The organism is Nocardiopsis sp. NPDC006832 (genome assembly GCF_040635885.1).
Classification (GTDB): domain Bacteria; phylum Actinomycetota; class Actinomycetes; order Streptosporangiales; family Streptosporangiaceae; genus Nocardiopsis.
The window spans coordinates 34,252-52,599 of the sequence record NZ_JBEYLC010000033.1 but is presented as its reverse complement, the minus strand read 5'-3'; the positions used below and the strand labels follow the sequence as shown (position 1 = coordinate 52,599).

At 69.9% G+C, this 18,348-nt stretch carries 15 protein-coding genes; 6 read left to right on the top strand and 9 right to left on the bottom strand.

From position 1 onward, the window contains the following. Positions 1–37 precede the first annotated feature (37 nt). Positions 38–649: a dihydrofolate reductase family protein gene (locus ABZ717_RS16850; RefSeq protein WP_358510977.1), complete on the top strand. Its 612-nt coding sequence runs from the start codon at positions 38–40 to the stop codon at positions 647–649. Positions 650–892: 243 nt separating this feature from the next. Continuing rightward, a complete protein-coding gene (locus ABZ717_RS16845; protein WP_358510974.1) occupies positions 893–2,254 on the top strand; it encodes a glutamine synthetase family protein in 1,362 nt (453 codons plus the stop codon). 70 nt (positions 2,255–2,324) lie between these two features. Here the strand turns inward: ABZ717_RS16845 and ABZ717_RS16840 are convergent, their stop codons facing one another. The 3 genes from ABZ717_RS16840 to ABZ717_RS16830 all read right to left on the bottom strand — a co-directional run bounded on the left by ABZ717_RS16840 (position 2,325) and on the right by ABZ717_RS16830 (position 6,398). Further along, on the bottom strand, positions 2,325–5,195 hold the full coding sequence (locus ABZ717_RS16840; protein WP_358510971.1) for an AAA family ATPase: 2,871 nt from the start codon (positions 5,193–5,195) through the stop codon (positions 2,325–2,327). Between the two features lie 92 nt (positions 5,196–5,287). Then, positions 5,288–5,536, bottom strand: a complete 249-nt coding sequence (locus ABZ717_RS16835) for a DUF397 domain-containing protein (protein ID WP_358510968.1) — start codon at positions 5,534–5,536, stop codon at positions 5,288–5,290. Continuing rightward, the gene (locus ABZ717_RS16830) at positions 5,529–6,398 is read right to left on the bottom strand and encodes a Scr1 family TA system antitoxin-like transcriptional regulator (protein ID WP_358510966.1); all 870 of its coding nucleotides are present in this window, start codon (positions 6,396–6,398) and stop codon (positions 5,529–5,531) included. The genes ABZ717_RS16835 and ABZ717_RS16830 overlap by 8 nt, the downstream gene beginning before the upstream one ends. On the opposite strand from ABZ717_RS16830, the gene ABZ717_RS16825 reads away from it, so the two are divergent. Both ABZ717_RS16825 and ABZ717_RS16820 read left to right on the top strand, forming a co-directional pair. After that, the gene (locus ABZ717_RS16825; protein WP_358510963.1) at positions 6,397–6,747 is read left to right on the top strand and encodes a hypothetical protein; all 351 of its coding nucleotides are present in this window, start codon (positions 6,397–6,399) and stop codon (positions 6,745–6,747) included. The genes ABZ717_RS16830 and ABZ717_RS16825 overlap by 2 nt on opposite strands. A 159-nt stretch (positions 6,748–6,906) precedes the next feature. Then, the gene (locus tag ABZ717_RS16820) at positions 6,907–7,359 is read left to right on the top strand and encodes a hypothetical protein (RefSeq protein ID WP_358510960.1); all 453 of its coding nucleotides are present in this window, start codon (positions 6,907–6,909) and stop codon (positions 7,357–7,359) included. A 22-nt stretch (positions 7,360–7,381) separates the two neighbouring features. On the opposite strand, the gene ABZ717_RS16815 is transcribed toward ABZ717_RS16820, so the two are convergent. The 4 genes from ABZ717_RS16815 to ABZ717_RS16800 form a co-directional block, all read right to left on the bottom strand. Beyond that, positions 7,382–10,354 (bottom strand): AAA family ATPase, encoded by a 2,973-nt coding sequence (locus ABZ717_RS16815; protein WP_358510957.1) that lies wholly within the window; start codon positions 10,352–10,354, stop codon positions 7,382–7,384. A gap of 121 nt (positions 10,355–10,475) precedes the next feature. Further along, on the bottom strand, positions 10,476–11,681 hold the full coding sequence (locus ABZ717_RS16810) for a globin domain-containing protein (protein ID WP_358510954.1): 1,206 nt from the start codon (positions 11,679–11,681) through the stop codon (positions 10,476–10,478). Between the two features lie 125 nt (positions 11,682–11,806). Next, positions 11,807–12,253 carry an Rrf2 family transcriptional regulator gene (locus ABZ717_RS16805; RefSeq protein WP_358510951.1) on the bottom strand — a complete coding sequence of 149 codons (447 nt, stop codon included), beginning with the start codon at positions 12,251–12,253 and terminating at the stop codon, positions 11,807–11,809. A gap of 45 nt (positions 12,254–12,298) precedes the next feature. Beyond that, the gene (locus ABZ717_RS16800; RefSeq protein WP_358510948.1) at positions 12,299–13,954 is read right to left on the bottom strand and encodes an MFS transporter; all 1,656 of its coding nucleotides are present in this window, start codon (positions 13,952–13,954) and stop codon (positions 12,299–12,301) included. Positions 13,955–14,371: 417 nt separating this feature from the next. Between ABZ717_RS16800 and panB the strand changes: the two genes are divergently transcribed. After that, positions 14,372–15,226, top strand: a complete 855-nt coding sequence (gene panB, locus ABZ717_RS16795; protein ID WP_358510945.1) for a 3-methyl-2-oxobutanoate hydroxymethyltransferase — start codon at positions 14,372–14,374, stop codon at positions 15,224–15,226. A gap of 163 nt (positions 15,227–15,389) precedes the next feature. Continuing rightward, complete coding sequence (locus ABZ717_RS16790) at positions 15,390–16,271, top strand: sulfurtransferase (protein WP_358510942.1); 882 nt, start codon at positions 15,390–15,392, stop codon at positions 16,269–16,271. Positions 16,272–16,288: 17 nt separating this feature from the next. Here the strand turns inward: ABZ717_RS16790 and ABZ717_RS16785 are convergent, their stop codons facing one another. Both ABZ717_RS16785 and ABZ717_RS16780 read right to left on the bottom strand, forming a co-directional pair. Continuing rightward, positions 16,289–17,545, bottom strand: coding sequence for an MFS transporter (locus ABZ717_RS16785; protein WP_358510938.1), 1,257 nt, complete (start codon positions 17,543–17,545; stop codon positions 16,289–16,291). Then, on the bottom strand, positions 17,542–18,192 hold the full coding sequence (locus ABZ717_RS16780) for a winged helix-turn-helix domain-containing protein (protein ID WP_358510935.1): 651 nt from the start codon (positions 18,190–18,192) through the stop codon (positions 17,542–17,544). Before ABZ717_RS16780 ends, ABZ717_RS16785 begins: the two co-directional genes overlap by 4 nt. Between the last annotated feature and the right edge of the window lie 156 nt (positions 18,193–18,348).

Here is an 18,348-nt window from a genome sequence, read left to right as displayed (position 1 = left end):
GTCAAGAGGCCACGGGAGTACCCCTACGAGGAGACACATGCGAAAGCTCACCTACTTCGTCGCGGTCTCGCTGGACGGCTACGTCTGCGCGCCCGATGGTTCCTTCGACTTCTTCCCCGGTGGCGACGACGACGGCAGCGGGGAACTGGGGGACAACGGCGAGTTCCACGTGAACGAGTACCCGGAACTGCTCCCCACCGTGGCACGGAACCATCTCGGACTGGACGTGCCCAACAAGCACTTCGACACCATGCTCCAGGGCCGGGGTTCCTACCAGATCGCCTTGGACCAGGGACTGACCAGCCCTTACGGGCACATGCGCGAGTACGTCTACTCGCGCACCCTGCCCACCGACGTCGACCCGAACGTGACCGTGGTGGCCACCGACCCGCGCCGGCACGTGCGCGAACTCAAGAAGGAGGACGGCGACCTGGGCATCTGCACGGTCGGCGGCCCCTCCATCGCCGGACTCCTGCTACCGGAGATCGACGAGATGGTGATCAAGCGCTATCCGGTCGTGGCCGGGGCGGGCAAGTCCTTCTTCGAGGGCGCCGCCTTCGACCCCGCGGTCTTCGAACGGGTGGAGAGCACCGTCTTCGACGACGGCGCCGACTACACCCGGTTCCGCCGACGCTCCGGCGCGAGGTGACCGCGGACGGGTCCGTCACCCGGCCGGGTGACGGACCGCATGTTCGCGGCCGAGGGTGGCCCGAACCCCCGCCGTGAGCGGTCATAATGCGTGTGCGGACGACCGTCCGGGTACCGCCGCGAGCGAGCGGAAATACCCCCGAAATATCCGCACGGCACACTGGGTGCCGGGACATCGTGTCCGGCTCGGCTCCGCGATCGACGGACCGGGACGGGGACCGACCGGCTTCGAGGAAGGTTGATCGTGAATCGACAGCAGGAATTCGTGCTCCGCACGTTGGAGGAGCGCGACATCCGGTTCGTGAGGCTGTGGTTCACCGACGTGCTCGGGTACCTCAAGTCCGTGGCGGTGGCGCCCGCCGAACTGGAGGCGGCCTTCTCCGAGGGCATCGGGTTCGACGGTTCTGCCATCGAGGGGTTCGCCCGGGTCTACGAGGCCGACATGCTCGCCCAACCCGACCCCACCACCTTCCAGGTCCTGCCCTGGCGCAACGAACCGCACGGCACCGCGCGCATGTACTGCGACATCCTCATGCCCGACGGCTCACCCTCCCCCGCCGACCCTCGGCACGTGCTCAAGCGTCAGCTCAGCAAGGCCTCCGACCTCGGGTTCACGTTCTACACGCACCCCGAGATCGAGTTCTACCTGCTGAAGAAGTTCCCCGAGCACGGGGAGTTCCCCGAGCCGAACGACTCGGGCGGCTATTTCGACCACACCCCGCACAACAGCGCGCACGACTTTCGCCGTAACGCCATCAACATGCTGGAGGCCATGGGCATCTCCGTGGAGTACAGCCACCACGAGGGCGGGCCCGGCCAGCAGGAGATCGACCTGCGCTACGCGGACGCGCTGACCACCGCCGACAACATCATGACCTTCCGGCTCGTGATGAAGGAGGTAGCGATGGAGCAGGGCGTGTACGCCACGTTCATGCCCAAGCCCTTCACCCAGTACCCGGGGTCGGGCATGCACACCCACCTGTCGCTGTTCGAGGGCGACCGCAACGCCTTCTACGAGCCGGGCGCGGAGTACCAGCTGTCGAAGGTGGGGCGCGGGTTCATAGCGGGGCTGCTGCGGCACGCCGACGAGATCACCGCCGTCACCAACCAGTGGGTGAACTCCTACAAGCGGCTGTGGGACGACCCGGCCGCGTCGGCCGGCATGGGCGGCGAGGCTCCCGCCTACATCTGCTGGGGGCACAACAACCGGTCGGCACTGGTGCGGGTGCCGATGTACAAGCCGGGCAAGTCCAACTCCAGCCGGATCGAGATCCGTTCCCTGGACAGCTCCACCAACCCCTACCTGGCCTACGCGGTGATCCTGGCCGCCGGACTCAAGGGCATCGAGGAGGGGTACGAGCTGCCCCCGGGCGCCGAGGACGACGTGTGGGCGTTGACCGACGCCGAGCGTCGGGCGGTGGGCATCCGTCCGCTGCCGCAGAGCCTGGACGAGGCGCTGCGTCTGATGGAGAACAGCGAGCTGGTCGCCGAGACGCTGGGCGAGCACGTGTTCGACTTCTTCCTGCGCAACAAGACCTCGGAGTGGAACTCCTACCGCCGCCAGGTCACACCGTACGAGCTCCAGCGGTACCTGCCCACCCTCTGAGCCGGCATGGCGAACACCGAGGCCCGTCCACGGGGGACGGGCCTCGCCTCTGCTACCAGGGCCCACCGAGTCAGGTCAGACCCAGTTCGCGGGCCCTGGCGACGGCGGCGGTGCGGTTGTTCACCTCCAACTTGGCCATCAGGTTGGTGACGTGCACGCTCACCGTCTTGGCGGAGATGAACAGCGCCTCGCCCACCTCTCGGTTGGACAACCCCTTGGCGACCTGGGTCAGGACCTCGGCCTCGCGGGGGGTCAATCCGGCCGGCGGCGTGGCGGAGGTGGGGACGGCCTCGGCCAGGGCCGCGCTCATCCCGGCCACGTCGCCGTAGCCCACCGCCGGCCCCAGCCGACCGCGCAGTTGCCTGACACTGTCCAGCATCCCTGAGGCCCGTTCCCGATCGCCCAGGGCGAGCAGCGCCCAGAAGGTCCCGGTCCAGGCGTCGATCCGGATGACCACGCTCGCCCTCTCGGCGAGGGGCAACGCTCGTTCCCAGTGCACCAGCGCCTCGGTGGGATCCTCCGCGAGCCACCCGAGCGCTATCTGCCGGTTGAGCACGCCCGCCGGTGAGTTCGGCCAGTCCTCGCGTTCCAGTGTCCTACGAAGCAACACGGCGAGTTCCTCGGTGAGCCCGGCGTCCCCGGGCTCACCACGGCGCCGTAGCCGGAACACCAGCTCCGCCCAGGCATGCAGACCCGAAAAGCTGAACCGGATCTGCCCGATCAACCCGATATCCCTCTCCCCCTCGAAGGCCAGACGGGCGGCTTCGGCCAGTCGACCGCCCGGACCGTACATGAGCAGCCACAACCGCGAGTAGTAGTGGACCATGTACTCGGTCGCCGAACCACGGTCCCGTGGGTGGAGGCGTGCGAACTCGTCCAGGGCCCTGCCCGCGGCGGCCCAATCCCCCTGGATCAGGTGGAGCTGGCTCGCGACCCCCTGTCGACGCGTGGCGGTGAGGTCCTCGCCCACGGTGTGGGTCTCCAATAGCCTCCAGGCCTCCTCCAGGCGCCCCAGGGCGGCCAGGTAGATGGCGATCCCGTTGGCGTAACCACCGCCTTGACTGCGCAGGATCCCCAGTTCGGCACACCGGTCCAGGGCTCGCCATCCCATTTCCAGCGCCTCTTCGTACTCCAAGCGCAGCGCCAGGTTGCTCGCCATGTTGTTGAGCCCCCGAAGTTCCACCTGGACCTCACCCAGTTCCCTGCCGATACGAATGCCCTCGCGCAACAGTTCGAGGGCCTCGTCCGAGCCGGTGACGTCCAGCAGAGAACCCAGAGTGACCAGGGCGTCGGCCTCACTCGCCCGGTCCCCCACACGACGGGCCAGGTCGATGGCGCCCCGGGCGGCCTTCTCCGCCTCGGCTCCGTTCCCCTGGAGCATCAGGACCGAGGCGGTCGCGGCACCGATCGACGCCTGTTCGAAGTGCCCCTTGGGCAGCAGCCCGGCGGCGGCCCGCATGTCGTCCAAAGCGGCGAGGCGACCCAGGTCCTTGTAGGCGCGGGCGCGGGCCACGAGCAGACGGGCCTCCGTTTCGGGTTCGATGGTGGGATCGAGCTCGGCCAACCCGTCCGTGGCGTGGTCGACCGAACGTCGCAGGTCACCGGCGACCTGGGCGGCCAGGCACACCCGCAACAGCAGGGCGCCGCGGTCCAGGTCGAGCCGAGCGGCGGCGTCGGGCACCAGTTCCCACAGCTCCAGCACTCGTTCGAGGAGTTCGAGGTGTTCGGGGTGCGCCGTGGCGGCCAAGGCCCCTTGCGCCGCCTCCCACGCCGCGGCCAGGGCGCGCGGGTGATCGTGGGCGGCGTAGGCGTGATGCGCGAGTTGGGCGACCGTCTCCGCACGGGGCAACCCTGGGACATCGGTGTCGAGCACCTCCGCGTAGCGACGGTGGGCGCGTACCCGCTGGCCGGGCAACAGGTCGGCCTTGACCGCCTCGGCGAGCAGGGCGTGCCGGAACACGTAACCGGTCTCGGTGGCCCGTAGGACCTGGGCGTCCACCGCGTGGCGCAGCGCCTCGTCCAACTCGTCCTCCTCGACCCCGGAACGTTCGGCCACCTCGGCGAGCAGCGCGTGGTCGACCCGGTCCCCGGCGACCGACGCCAGTCCCAGGACCCTGCGGGCGGTCTCCGGCAGGGGTTCCACCCGGCGCATCAGGAGGTCGCGCGGCCCCTCGGGAACCCCGCCGTCGCCGGCCGTGCCGACGAAGGACTCGACGAACAGCGGGTTGCCGCCGCTGCGGTCGTGCAGCAGGTCCAGGTCGGTCTCGGTGAGGGCGGTCCCCGCCAGCGCGGCGGCCTGCCGGCCCACCTCCGGGCGGGTGAGGGGGGCCAGGTCCATCCGGGTGACCCGGGGGAGCCGTTCCAGTTCCGGCAGGAGGGGCCGAAGCGGGTGGGTGCGGTGCAGGTCGTCGGTACGCACCGACACCACCAGGTGCACCGGGGCCGTGTGCAGGTTGCGCAGCAGGAAGACCAACAGGTCGCGGGTGGAGGCGTCCGACCAGTGCAGGTCCTCCACCACCAGGGCGAGTCCCTCGGGGCGGGCCCGTTCCTCCAGGAAGGTCAGCACCGCCTCGAACAGACGGGCCCGGCCGTTGTCCCCGGCATCCGGTCCGATGTCCTCACCCAGACCGGGGAGCAAACGCGTGAGCTGTGATCCGGTCTCTGGGACGCCGTCCTCGGCGCGCAGTAGGTGACGTAGCAGGGCGGTGAAGGGGGCGTAGGCGATGCCCTCGGTGCCCAACTCCAGGCATGCCCCGAGCGCGGTCCGCCCCATGGGTGTGCGGTCCAGGTACTCGGCCAGCAGCCGGGACTTGCCGATCCCGGCGTCCCCGCACAGCAGGGTGGCCCGAGACTCCCCCTCCAGCGCCCGGCGGGCATCGGTGCGGAGGCGATCGAGATGGGGCTCGCGGCCCACGAGGACGGAGTGCGCTGAGGGGGACATAGTGGTCAGTATGCCCGGCGCGAGGTCGCTTCGGTGTCCCTCAGACCAGGCCCAGTTCCCTGCCCCGGGCCGGGTACTCCGGGGGGGCTGGGTCAGCCGATCAGGGCGGAGAGCAGGCGCTCGGCGTCGAACTCCCCGTCCTTGACACCCTCCACGAAGGCATCCCACTCAGCGCGGGTGAAGACCAACGGAGCGGCATCGGGGTTCTTGGAATCACGGACCACGAAGACCTCGCCCTCAGCGCTCTTGTTCTCCACAACAACCTCGTGACCGGGAGCGACAGCGACCTCAACACACTGCCCCCCGTTCTGGGAGTACGTCGACCTTAGCCAGTCACTCATCACTGATCTCCTTCAATCTGCGAAGGGTGTCGTCTACGGGGAGGGCACTACCCAGAGCGGTGCGTGCGAGGTCTTGCAACCGCTGAATACCACGGGCTTCGTTCACCACGATACTCCCGTTCGTATGCTCCGAAGTCGCCACCCGAGAGCCGTCCCTCAGCTTGTAGATCTGGAAGGGCGACGTCACACCGGCAAGGATGCTGCCGGCCGGAACCATGTTGACCCTTACCCGGTCGGTCGAAACGAGGTCCAGCAGGTGAGCCGCCTGTTCTTTCCTCGCAGTAGCCGGCACTCCCGCAAGTCCCGCCTCAGGGAAGGTCGCGAACACTCTCAGCCCGGGATCCAGACGGGACAGCTGCGAGCAACGGATTTTCACCAGTTCATCGATGACACCCATCGGGTCGGATGGCCTGCCCTCCGCCAAGGCATAACGCGCGTACAGCGGCGACTCCAGAATCGCGGGAACCAACACGGGTGTGACGACCTCGATCGTCACAGCCTGTCGAGATAGCTGATCATCATCACGTAACCATGGAGGTGCACCCGAAGTCTGTGTCACGTCCCGAAGGACCCGAAGTAGACCACCCCGCGCCCCCAGGAGTTCGTCCAGTTTCTTCGCAGTTTCCTCATCTGGTGTCGTTCGACCATTTTCCCAGTTAGAAGCTGCCGAAGGCACGTAGCCGACATGGCCGGCGACCTGCGCCTGCGTGAGACCGTTCTGTTTGCGCAAACGACGAAGCTCTCTTTGAAAGTCATTCACATGACACAGGATCACACACTGGCAACACGAGCGAGGAGTGTCTAACGAGAAACATTGCCATGACCTAGGCGACAAAAGTCGTCGGGCTGAGGCTGGGGTCATGGACGTTTTTGGACAGCGGCAGACGCGGACCACCCGAAACACTCAGAGCCAGAACACCGACCCTCGGGCCGAGGCCCTGCACGCCTTCCGGGAGATGCGGGGGCTGACCTTCACCGTGGAGTGGCGACGCTTCCCCTGGACCCACGGCCCTGACCTCGAACGCGCCCTGGTCGGCCCCGCCTACCTGGGCAACGTCGCCCTCGGGTTGAAGGACCACAGCCACTGGGGCTACCAGTCCCGGGACGGCCGCACCTGGCGTTACATCCCCCGGACTCAGATCCGCCGACTGGTGCACGAGGTGGTCGAGGAGTTCGCCGGGTTCGCCCCGCCCCTACCCCGCAGGCCCTGACCCCTGACCGGAACACCCCACTGACCCAAGAAACACCAGCGCCCCGCCCCCGCCACACCGGGGCCCGCCCCGCACGGACACGCGGGGTCCTGACAACCGAAGCGGCCCGGCGGTGCTGTAACACCCCGGGCCCGGACAACGCCACTAAGGAGCGCTGTCATGACGTACGTTACCGCCGCCCTGTGCACCCTGGTGCGCCTGCTCCGTCCCTGCGGCGGGCTGCACGCCGACCCCTCCGGCTACCTGCGCACCCTGGCCGCCGAATACCGGCGCCGATCCCGCCGGGTCCGCCGCTACACCCTGCCCGAGCACACCTCCGCCCGTCCGGCAGCCACCGCACAGGCCCCGGACCAGTTCGGCCCGTTCATCCCCCGCCCCCGCCGCCCCGTCGACCTCCAGCGCCCGACTCCGCTCCCGGCCTCTTCCCGGACCATGTACTCGACCTCGGACACGCCCTGGGCACTGTTGCCGACCCTCCGTCTCTCCCACGGCCATGCGCACGCGTTGGAACCCTCCACCGCGACTGCCCGAGACGACCTCGTGCGCACCTACTACCGCGTCCACGAGCAGCACGTCCGCGCCCTCCGAACCCGTACCGGCCACACCGCCTGACCTCTCCTGCCCCGGCCCGCACTCACAGCAGGCCCAGTTCCCGGCCCTTGGCGGCGGCGGCCGTGCGGTTGGACACCTCCAACTTGGTCATCAGGTTGGTGACGTGCACGCTCACGGTCTTGGCGGAGATGAACAGCGCCCGGCCGATCTCCCGGTTACTGGAACCCTTGGCCACCTCGACCAGGACCTCCAGTTCCCGCCGGGTCAGCCCCATCGGGGTGGCCGCCCGGGCCGGGGTGGGACCCCCGGTGAGGGCAGCGGGTTCGGGTGCCGCCCCGGTCGCGGGACGTTCACCCGGTCCGGGCAGGGCGTGGCGGGCGCGCAGACGCAGCGCTTCACGCTCGAACAGGACCATTCCGTGTTCGACCGCGAGGGTGTGCAGGGCCTCCAGGTGCCGGATCGCTGCGGCCCGGTCCTCGGCTCGCAGGGCGGCGCGGACGGCGCCCAGGTGGTACTCGGCGGTGGAAACGACCAGCCCGGTGGGGGCGAGTTCGCTCAGGGCCCGTTCGAACAGGCGAAGGGAAGCGACGGCGTCGTGGCTGCGCCAGGCGCGCGCGGCCAGGTCGGCGGCCGGGGCGTCGGAGTGGATCACGTCGGGCGGGAGGGTGTCCAGGGCCTCCTCGATCCGCATGGCCAGCCGCTTGGGTTCCTCTTCGGGTTCGTCTCTGAGCAGGGCGGCGACGGCGGCGTGCCAGGGCAGGATGGAGCGGTACAGGCCCTGGGTGTTGGAGAGGACTCCGCGCTCGCCGAGGGCCTTGGTGAGCATGGTCAGGGAGATCCGCCCGGCGTCCTCCAGACGCCCCTCGTACAGGGCGATCTGTTGCAGGACCATGTGCACCGGCAGGTGTTCCAACGGGGAGCTGTCGGGTTCGGGCAACAGCCGGCGGAAGTGGCCGGTGGCGGCGCGCACGGCGTCCGGTCGCCAGCGGTACAGGTCCAGGTGCATGCGCAGGACCAGGGCGCGGGCCCGGGTGATCGAGGTGTCGTCGATCCCGTCCAGGAGGTCTTCGGCTTCGTCGAACCGGCCCTGGTTGAAACGGGTGACGGCCAGCCCGTAGGTGAAGACGCCGCCCTTGGTACGGGTCAGACCCAGCTCCCGGCAGCGGCGCAGCCCTTCCAGGGCCACCTCGGCGCTCGCCTCCAGCCGTCCATGGTTCTTGAGGACCCCGCCGAGGTTGGTGAGTCCTCGGATCTCGGCCTGGATGCCACCTGCTTCGCGGGCGATGCGGATGCCGTTGCCCAGTACGTTCAGCCCGCTGCCGCTCTCCTTGTCCTCCAACAGGGAACCCAGGGTGATGAGCGCGTCGGCCTCGCTGCGCCGATCGCCCAGCTCGCGGGCGATGGGAAGGGCGCGACGGGCGCCGAACTCGGCGTGCTGGTGATGGCCGCGCACCATGAGGGTGGCGGCGAAGGTGGCGAGGATCGCGGCACCCTCGGGGTGATCATCGGGCAACAGCGTGGAGGCGTCGGCCAGCTCCTCCAGTGCCCCGTCCAGACCCATCTCCTTGAGGGCGAGGGCACGGGCGTGACGCAGCAGCGCGATGCGTTCGGCCTCGGCCGGCGGGTCCTCCTCGACACTCTTCCCGTACAGACCGCCGACCCCGAGTTCGGTCAGACCGTCGTCGGCGTAGTCGATGGCACGACGGACCGATCCGGCGACCAGGCACACCTGGGCGGCGCGGACCAGGACGTCCACGCGTTGCAGCCCGGTGCGCTCACCGGCGTCGGGAACCTGCTCCCACAGTTCCAGGACCCGTTCGAGCAGGGCCAGCTGTTCGGGGTAGGCGTCGACGGCGGCGACCTGGTCGGCGGCGCTCCACGCCGTCTCCAGGGCCAGGGGCTGATCGTGCGCGGCGTGGGCGTGGTGGGCGAGCTGGACCGCCCGTTCGCGTTCGGACACGCGGGGCACGCCGCGCCGAAGCGCCTCGGCGTAGCGACGGTGGGCGCGCACTCGTTCACCGGGCAGCAGGTCGGCGTGGACGGCCTCGGCGAGCAGGGCGTGCCGGAACACGTAGCCGTCCTCGGTGGTGCGCAGGACCTTGGCGTCGATGGCCGGGCGCAGCGCGTCCTCCAGCTCCTCTTCGGTGATCCCGGCGCGACGGGCCACGGCGGCCAACAGGGTGTGCGCGACCCGACTCCCGGCGGTGGCGACCAGGCCGAGAACGTGACGGGTGGGTTCGGGGAGGGACTCGATCGAGGCCAGGAGCAGGTCGCGGGGACCGTCGGGAAGCGCCGCCCCGGCCGGGTCGTGGCCGTTCAGCAGGGACTCGACGAACAGGGGGTTGCCGCCGCTGCGTTCCCAGAGCAGGTCCAGGTCGGCGGGGTCTAGGCCGGCTCCGCGCAGCGCGGTGGCCTGTGCGTCGACCTCCTCACGGGAGAGAGGTTCCACGTCCAGGCGGCGGACCCCGGACAAGCGCTGTAGCTCGGGCAGCAGCCGGCGCAGTGGGTGGGCGCGGTGCAGGTCGTCGGTGCGCACGCTCACCAGCAGGTGGACGGGGGTGGGTCCGAGGTTGCGCAACAGGAAGACCAACAGGTCACGGGTGGAGGCGTCGGCCCAGTGCAGGTCCTCCAGGACGAGGGTGAGCCCGTCGGGGCGGGCTCGTTCCTCCAGGAACGTCAGGACCGACTCGAACAGGCGGGCCCTGCCCTCGTCGGTTCCGCCGCCCGACCCACCGAGTTCGGGGAGCAACCGACCGAGGTCGACGACGGGGTCGGTGGTGGGCCCACCGGAGCGCAGGAGTTCGCGCAGCAGGGTGGTGAAGGGGGCGAAGGGGAGGCCGTCGGAGCCGACTTCGAGACAGCCTCCGACGGCGACGCGGGTCTCCGGGAGGCCGCGCAGGTGTTCTTCCAGCAGGCGGGTCTTGCCGACTCCGGCCTCGCCGCAGACCAGGGCGGTGCGGGCGCCCTCCCGCCGGGTACGACGCCCGTCCTCGGTCAGGGCGGACAGCTGGGCGTGGCGCCCGACGAACACGGTGGGGGGATCGTGAAGCCGCATGGTGTCGAGTATGTCCGGTCGGGCCGTCCCCTTGCACCCGGTTTCGCCCGAGGCCGGGGGTTTCGGCTACCGGCAGAGGTGGCGAAGGCGCGTGTCCGGGGACACGCGCCCACCGCACCGGTCAGTTCTGGCCGAGCCAGAGGTCGGGACCGAACACCTCGTAGTGCACCCGGCGCGCGGACACTCCACCGTCCAACAGCCCGGCGCGGACCCCGCGCATGAACGGCAGCGGGCCGCACAGGTAGGCCTCGGCCCCCTCGGGGACCTCGATCGGGCCCAGGTCCATGGTGCCGGAACGTACCGTGACGTCCGTGCTCTCGCCCGCGTCGGTGTGGTCCTGTTCGTACCAGATGTGGGCGGTGGCGCCGGGCAGCCGCTCGATCAGCTCGTTGAGCTCCTCGCGGTGGGCGTGGTCGGCGGGAGTGCGGTCGGCGTGCAGGACGACCACCCGACGGTCGGCGGCGTGTTCGACCAGGTGACGGAGCATGGCCGCCATCGGGGTGCAGCCGATGCCGGCCGACACCAGGACCAGGGGGTGGTCGCCGTCGGAGAGGGTGACGTCGCCGGCCGGGGTGGAGACCATGAGGGTGTCGCCGGGGGCGGCGGTGCCGTGCAGGAGGGTGGAGACCTCGCCGGCGGGGTTCCACTCCCCCGCGCGCAGGCGCTTGACGGTGATCAGTCTGCGGCTGCCGTCCCAACCGGAGACGGAGTACTGGCGCGCCTGGTGGACGCCGTCGGGCATCCGGGCCCGCACGCTCACGTACTGGCCGGGCCGGAAGTCGGGGGCGGGGGCGCCGTCACCGGGCTCCAGGGTGAGGGTGACCGCGTCGGCGGTCTGTTCGCGGCGTTCGGTCACCTTCCAGGGGCGCCATACGTCGCGGCCGCCGGACTGTTGGTATAGGCCCGCCTCCATGGCGATGAGGGCGCCTGCCATGAGCCAGTACACCTCGTCCCATGCGGCGACGACCTCGGGAGTGGCCGCGTCATCGAGAACGTGCGCGATGGCGCCGAAGAGGTACCTGTGCACGATCACGTACTGGTCCTCGGTGATGCCGAGGGAGACGTGCTTGTGCGCGATGCGGGACAGGAGGGCGTCGGGGCGCTCGTCCGGATTCTCCAACAGCATCGTGGCGAAGGCGGCGATCGACCCGGCCAGGGCCTTGCGCTGTTCGCCGCTGGCCTGGTTGCCGCGGTTGAACAGCCCGTCGAGGAGCTCCGGGCGTTCGCCGAGCATCGTGTCGTAGAACCGGGCGGTGATGTCGTCGAGGGCTCCGGCGACGGCGGGGATCGTGGCGCGGACCGTGGCCGCGGACTCGTTGGAGAGCACGCTTCCTCCTGAGCCGGGACCGAGTCCCAGCATCGATAATTGGTATCTGAAATGCATATTAAACGCGTGAATCAGACACCCATCACCGGGGTCCGGTTAAGAATAAGACCAGGTCAGAGCGGCTTTTAGACCGTTGAACCATCCTCGCGCAGCAAAGTGAGCGTCTGTCGTGTGGGCGAGCTCACCAGGGACTCCACGGACACCCCGTCCAAGGAGACGTAGAAGGCCTCACGCGCCTGCCACAACGCCACGCGCAGCCGGCAGGCGGCGCGCAGCGGGCAGGGTGGATCATCCTCGCAACCGGCCAGGTCGCCCGGATCCTCCAGCTCACGGACGATCGCGCCCACCGAGGAGCGCCGGCCGGCATCGGTGAGCCGCAACCCGCCACCGCGTCCGCGTCGGGCCTCGACCAGGCCCATCTCCGACATGCGCGCCACGGCCTTGGCCATGTGCGTGTAGGGCACGTGCAACATGCCCGCGACGTCACGTGTGGTCAGGAGTTCACCCTCCCGGGCGACGGCGAGCCGCATGACCAGGCGCAGGGAGACGTCGGTGAAGGCGGTCAGACGCATGTCGCCCATGGTAGGTCGTGTGCGGTGACCTTGCTCGGATCCGGTTCACCCACCACTCTCACGGCCGCTCCGAGGATGCTCCTCCCCTTCCGGTCCCGGACTCGCGTCGTCGCCCCGGCGCACGGCGGGAGCACCACGCGGCATCCACACCAGCACCACCAGCAGGCCCACCAGCCCGAAGACCAGCGAGACCGTCGCGGCCAGGTGCAACCCCTCCAAGAAGGCCTCCTTGGCCGGCGTGACCAAGGCCACCCCTTGTTCGCCCAGTGTCCGGGCGAAGGCCATCGTGCCCTCGATCGATTCCCCGGCACCCCGGACCTGTTCGGGATCGGAGTCGGTCTCATCCGCCACCCGCCGCAACGTGGGCGCCATCGCCGACCGGTAGTGGAAGGAGATGACCGCACCCAGGACGGCCACCCCCATGGCAGTGGCGACCTGCCGCACGGTGTTCTGCACCGCCGAGGCGGCACCGGCCTTGCCCGGCGGCACCGACGACATGATCGCGTCCGTGGCGGGGGTGAGCACCACGGCCATCGCCGACGCCTGAAGGAAGAAGAACACGATGATGAGCGGCAGCGGGGTGTCCTGTTCGATCCGTGTGTAGAACAGGAAGCTGCAACACACGGTCGCGATACCGATGGCGGCCAGGGTGCGCGCACCCACCCACCGGACCAGGGTGGGGCTGAGCGGCGCGAACACCATCTGCCCGATGGCCGCGGGCAATACCAGCAGGCCCGCGATGAACGGGGAGAACTCGCGCACGCTCTGCCAGTAGAAGCTGAGGAAGAAGATGATCCCGGCCATGCTGAAGAACAGCACCATGATCGTGGCGATGGACACGCTGAACCTCGGGTCGCGGAAGAACCGCACGTCCAACGACGGGTTGGGGACCCGCGACTCGTGCACCAGGAACAGCACGATCACCGCCACCCCCAGCAGCAGGGCCCCGTAGACGTCCCAGTCCGTCAGCGACGCCCGCTCCCCCGCGGTGATGATCCCGTAGATCAGCAGCACCAGACCGGGGATGGACAGCAGCACGCCCACCACGTCCGGGCGACCCGCGTGCTCGTCCCGGGACTCGGGGATGAGCACGAACATCAGCGCCAGCCCGACCAGGACGAACGGCACGTTCACCAGGAAGATCGAGCCCCACCAGAAGTTCTCCAGCAGCAGACCGCCCGCCGACGGCCCGATCGCCATCGCCAGGCCCACCGCCCCGGCCCAGATCCCGATCGCCCGGCCGCGCTCCTGGGAGGGGAACACGTTGGTGATCACCGACAGGGTCTGCGGCATCACCATGGAGGCGCCAAAACCCATCACGGCGCGCGCCGCGATCAGCTGTTCGGGGCTCTGCGAGTACGCCGACAGCGCCGAGGCCGCACCGAACACGACCAGCCCCCACGCCAGCAACCGCCTGCGCCCCCATCGGTCCCCCAGGACGCCGAAGGTGAACAGCAGCCCGGCGAACACCAGCGTGTAGGAGTTGATCGCCCACGCCAACTGCGCCTGGCTCGCCCCCACCCCGTCCACCGGGTCGGAGAGGGTCCGCAGGGCCACGTTGAGGATCGTGTTGTCGGCCACGACCACCAACAGGCAGATGATGAGCACCCCGAGCCCACCCCATCTGCGCCGGTACGCCGTCCGCTGATCCAAAGAGGACACCTCTCCATCACGACGCCCGTCCACCAGGCGCCTCGCCATGCTAGTAGGCGGGGGTGAGGCACGTCTCACCTGGCCGCACCTCTCGAAGACGGGCCGATCGGCGGGAACACACTCACATAAGTTCACGGAACATCCCGTGCGACGATCGGACGATCGCCCTGCCTCCACGACACCACAGGCGATACCCCGGCTGTTCGACGATGTGAATTCGGCCCCCGCCCCGGGTCGAAATCGGCATGCTCCGCGTGGGATGATGCTCGTGTGCGACCCTCGCACGCCTGTTCTCCCCCTACCGGTTCGGCCGGGGGCAAGGGAACGCCGCGTTGGGGAACATCCCGCACGAGCACGCCGTTCCCTCCGGGGAACACCCGCGCACACGCGCGCACGACAACCCTTCTCGTCCACACGTCCGGGGACACCCACAGCGGTGCTTCGAGACAACGGAGGAAGAACATCATGAGCAACACGGCCCAGACCCCCTCCGCCGGGAACGCCCTGTACGGCGGGGTCACCAACCGACGCGTCACCATCCGCGACCTGGCCCGCGCCAAGGAGCGCGGCGAGCGCTGGCCGATGCTGACCGCCTACGACGCCCTCACCTCCCGGATCTTCGACGAGGCCGGCATCCCCGTCCTCCTCGTCGGCGACTCCGCCGCCAACGTCGTCTACGGCTACGAGTCCACCGTGCCGGTGACGGTGGACGAGCTCGTCCCACTGACCGCGGCGGTGGCCCGTTCCACCAAGCGTTCCCTGATCGTGGCCGACCTCCCCTTCGGCTCCTACCAGGGCTCCCCCCAGCAGGCGCTGGAGACCGCGTCGCGCTTCATGAAGGAGGGCAACGCCCAGGCCGTGAAGCTGGAGGGCGGCCACTCCGTCGCCCCGCAGGTGGAGATGCTGGTGTCCGCCGGCGTCCCGGTGATGGCGCACGTGGGCCTGACCCCGCAGTCGGTCAACACCCTGGGCGGCTACCGGGTGCAGGGCAGGGGCGAGGCCGCCGCGGCCCTGCTCAAGGACGCCAAGGAAATGGAGCGCGCCGGCGCGTTCGCCCTCGTCCTGGAAGCGGTCCCCTCGGACCTGGCCGCTCAGGTCACCGAGCAGCTGTCCATCCCCACCGTCGGCATCGGCGCGGGCGCCGGCACCGACGCGCAGGTACTGGTCTGGCAGGACATGGCCGGGCTGAGCCCTCGGGTGGCCAAGTTCGTCAAGACCTACGCGAACCTGGGCGAGACGCTGCGCGAGGCCGCGACCTCCTACGCCGACGAGGTCGTCAACGGCGCCTTCCCGGCCGAGGAACACACCTACAAGAGCTGACCTTCCGCCGGAGGGCCGACACCACGCTCCACGAACGCCGGCCGGGTCTCTCCCGGCCGGCGTTCTCGTGTGCGGGGGTCCTCACGCGCGGGGACGGAACAAGTGTGAGCCGCGTGAGGTTGATGCTCTGCGAAGCTGTCAGAACCAAGGGGGATTTGCGGACATGGCACCGAACACCGCGCCGACCGTGGGCGTGGCCTGGTTGGCGGAGCACCTGAACGACGAGGACCTCGTCCTCCTGGACGCCACCACGCACCTGAGCATGCCCGAGCAGGGCCCCTACACCGTGGAGTCGGGACGGGCCACCTTCGGCGCCGAGCACATCCCAGGCGCCCACTTCGCGGACCTGCTGACCGACTTCGCCGACCCCGACGCCCCGGCGCCGTGGACCGTCCCGTCCTCGGAACGGTTCGCTGCGAGCGCGGGCGCCCTGGGGATCGGCCCGGGCGCGCGGGTGGTGGTCTACGACCAGTCCAACGGTTTCTGGGCCACACGCCTGTGGTGGCACCTGCGGTTGGAGGGCTTCGACGACGTGGAGGTCCTGGACGGCGGGCTGAACGCCTGGAAGGCGGCCGGTCATCCGGTCACCGACGTCGCGTCGCCGGCCCCCACCGCACGGACCTTCGAGGCGCGCCGACGCCCCGAACTGCTGCGTTCCACCGAGGAGGTCCGGGCGGCCATGGGCGACCCGAACACGATCCTGGTCAACGTCCTGGACCCGAAGACCTACAGCGGCGAGAAGAAGAGCTACGCCCGCGCCGGGCACATCCCCGGCAGCATCAACCTTCCGGTCAGCGAGGTCACCGACCCCGCCACCGGAACGCTCAAGTCGGCGGACGAGCTGCGGACCCTGTTCGCGGCCAAGGGGCTGCTCGACCCCGGCGTCACGCCCGTCACCTACTGCGGCGGCGGGATCGCGGCCACCGGTGTGGCTCACGCGCTGGCCCTGGCCGGTCGCGAGGACGTGGCGGTCTACGACGGTTCGATGACGGCTTGGACGGCCGACGAGTCGCTCCCCCTGGTCACCGGCGACGAGCCCGAGTAGGAACGTGCCCCACCCGATCAGAGTGAGGCGCGTTCGGGTGCGGTCTCCGGTTCCTCCGGAGGCCGCGTCAGTCCTTGGGCGGAGCGGCCGAAGACGGGCAGCAGGACGGCCGCCAGGTAGACCGCCGCCCCCGCCATCAGGACCGGGGCCACCCCGAGTGCGCCGATCGCCACCCCGATACCGGGTGCGGCGATCGGCGCGCCGACCCGGGTCAGGGCGCCGACCATCGACACGCCCCGGCCCACCATGTTCGCGGGCAGGCGTTCGAAGATCAGCGCCGACAGGATCGGGTTGATGACCCCGCCGAACAGCCCGGACACACCCCAGACCACCAGGACGCCCCAGAGCGGTACGTCAAGGGCCAACACGAGGACGCGGGGCGGGCCGGCGACGGCCAGGGCCACGAAGAAGGTCGCGCGCCGGGGCAGGCTGTGGCCGATCCAGGCGGCGACCAGGGAGCCGAGCACCGAGGCGCCGCCGAGCGCTCCCGCCACCAACCCGACCCCCTCGGGCCCCCAACCCCCTTCGTGGGCCCAGATCGGCAGCACCAGGCTCATCACCGCGACGTCCACGACGTTGGTCACCAGGATCATCGTCGTCAGCGTGCGCAGCGGCAGATCGTCCCAGATGGCGCGCCACCCGACGTGCAACCGGGTCAGGTAGCCGTGGTCGGCCTCCGGGTCGGGTCCCTCCGCGTGCCCGGCGGTCTCGGTGTCGCGGCGCAGCATCACGGCCATGATCCCGGCCGCCGCCAACATGAGTGCGGCGTTCAGGTACAGGGCGGTGAGCGCGCCGAGAGCGGCGATCACGGCGCCGGCGGCGATGGGTCCGACCGTCGTGGAGAGCCGGTCGACGGTGCCGGTGAGTCCGGTGACCCGTTCCACCCGTACGCCGGCGGCGCGGGCCACGAACGGCGCCAACGACACCTTCGCGGCCTCGGAGGGGCCCGTGGCCAGGCCGATCACGGTGACCAGGGCGAGCAGGACCGGGAAGGGGAGCAGGCCCGCGGTGAACAGCACGGGGACGGTGACCAGGGTGAGGGCCGCTAGCAGGTCCACCCGGATGCTGACGGCGCGCTGGCCCACCCGGTCCAGGACGGGGCCGACGAACAGCCGGGCCAGGGTGTAGGCGCCCATCTCGAACAGGGTGACCAGACCCATGTGGGCGGGGCTGCCGGTGGTCTCCAGGACGAACCAGGGGATGGCGATCATGGCCAGGCGGGTGCCGATGTAGGCGCAGGCCTGGGCGGCGACCAGGCCGGTCACGGGTCTCATGGTGTTTCCTCCGCGGAGCCGGGGGGCGAGTCGGTCTCGGGGGCCCGGTCGTCGTCGGGGTCCGGTGAGGGGAAGGCGCCGAACTGGACGTTGACGGTGCGCTCCCCTGGTCCGCCCTCGTCGGAGTAACGGTTCAGAAGTTCGACCACCTCGACGCGGAAGCGTTCCATCTGGTCCAGGGTGAGGTCGACGGTGCGGTCGGCCATGAGTTGGGCCTCGCGCCATCCCTCCGGTTGGGCGGACCACAGATTCACGGCGGCGGCCAGGCGTTCGGACCAGCGGGCGGCGATGGCGTGGCGCAGCGTGGTGGTGAGTTCGGGCGCCTCGGTGTCCAGGTGTTCGGGCAGGCGGAAGCCCTTGTGGGCGGCGCGCCACCAGCGTTCACGGCTCGTGCCGAGGTCGGGATCCTCGGCGATGAACCCGTAGGTCTCCAGTTGGCGCAGGTGGTAGCTGGCCGAGGCCGAGGAGATGCCGAGCCGTTCTGCGATGGCCTTACCGGTGGCGGGCGCCTTCTGGATCAGCTGGTAGACGCGCATGCGCAGGGGGTGGGCCAGCCCACGCAGGGAGCGCGCGTCGAGGTGCGCGGCGTTCTCGAAGGGGTCGTGCGGGGCGGGTCGGTGGTCGGCGGGGTCGTGAGAGTCGGACATGACCCCACGATAGACGCCCAAGACTTCTTGGCCAAGAGTTGTTGGCCAAGAAGTCTTGGGCGTCAGTGGTGCCCGCACCCCCGGGAGCCGTGAGGCGCGTCACGGCCCGAATGCCGTTCGGCAGTACAGTGACGCGATACCAGGATCGCCACCATC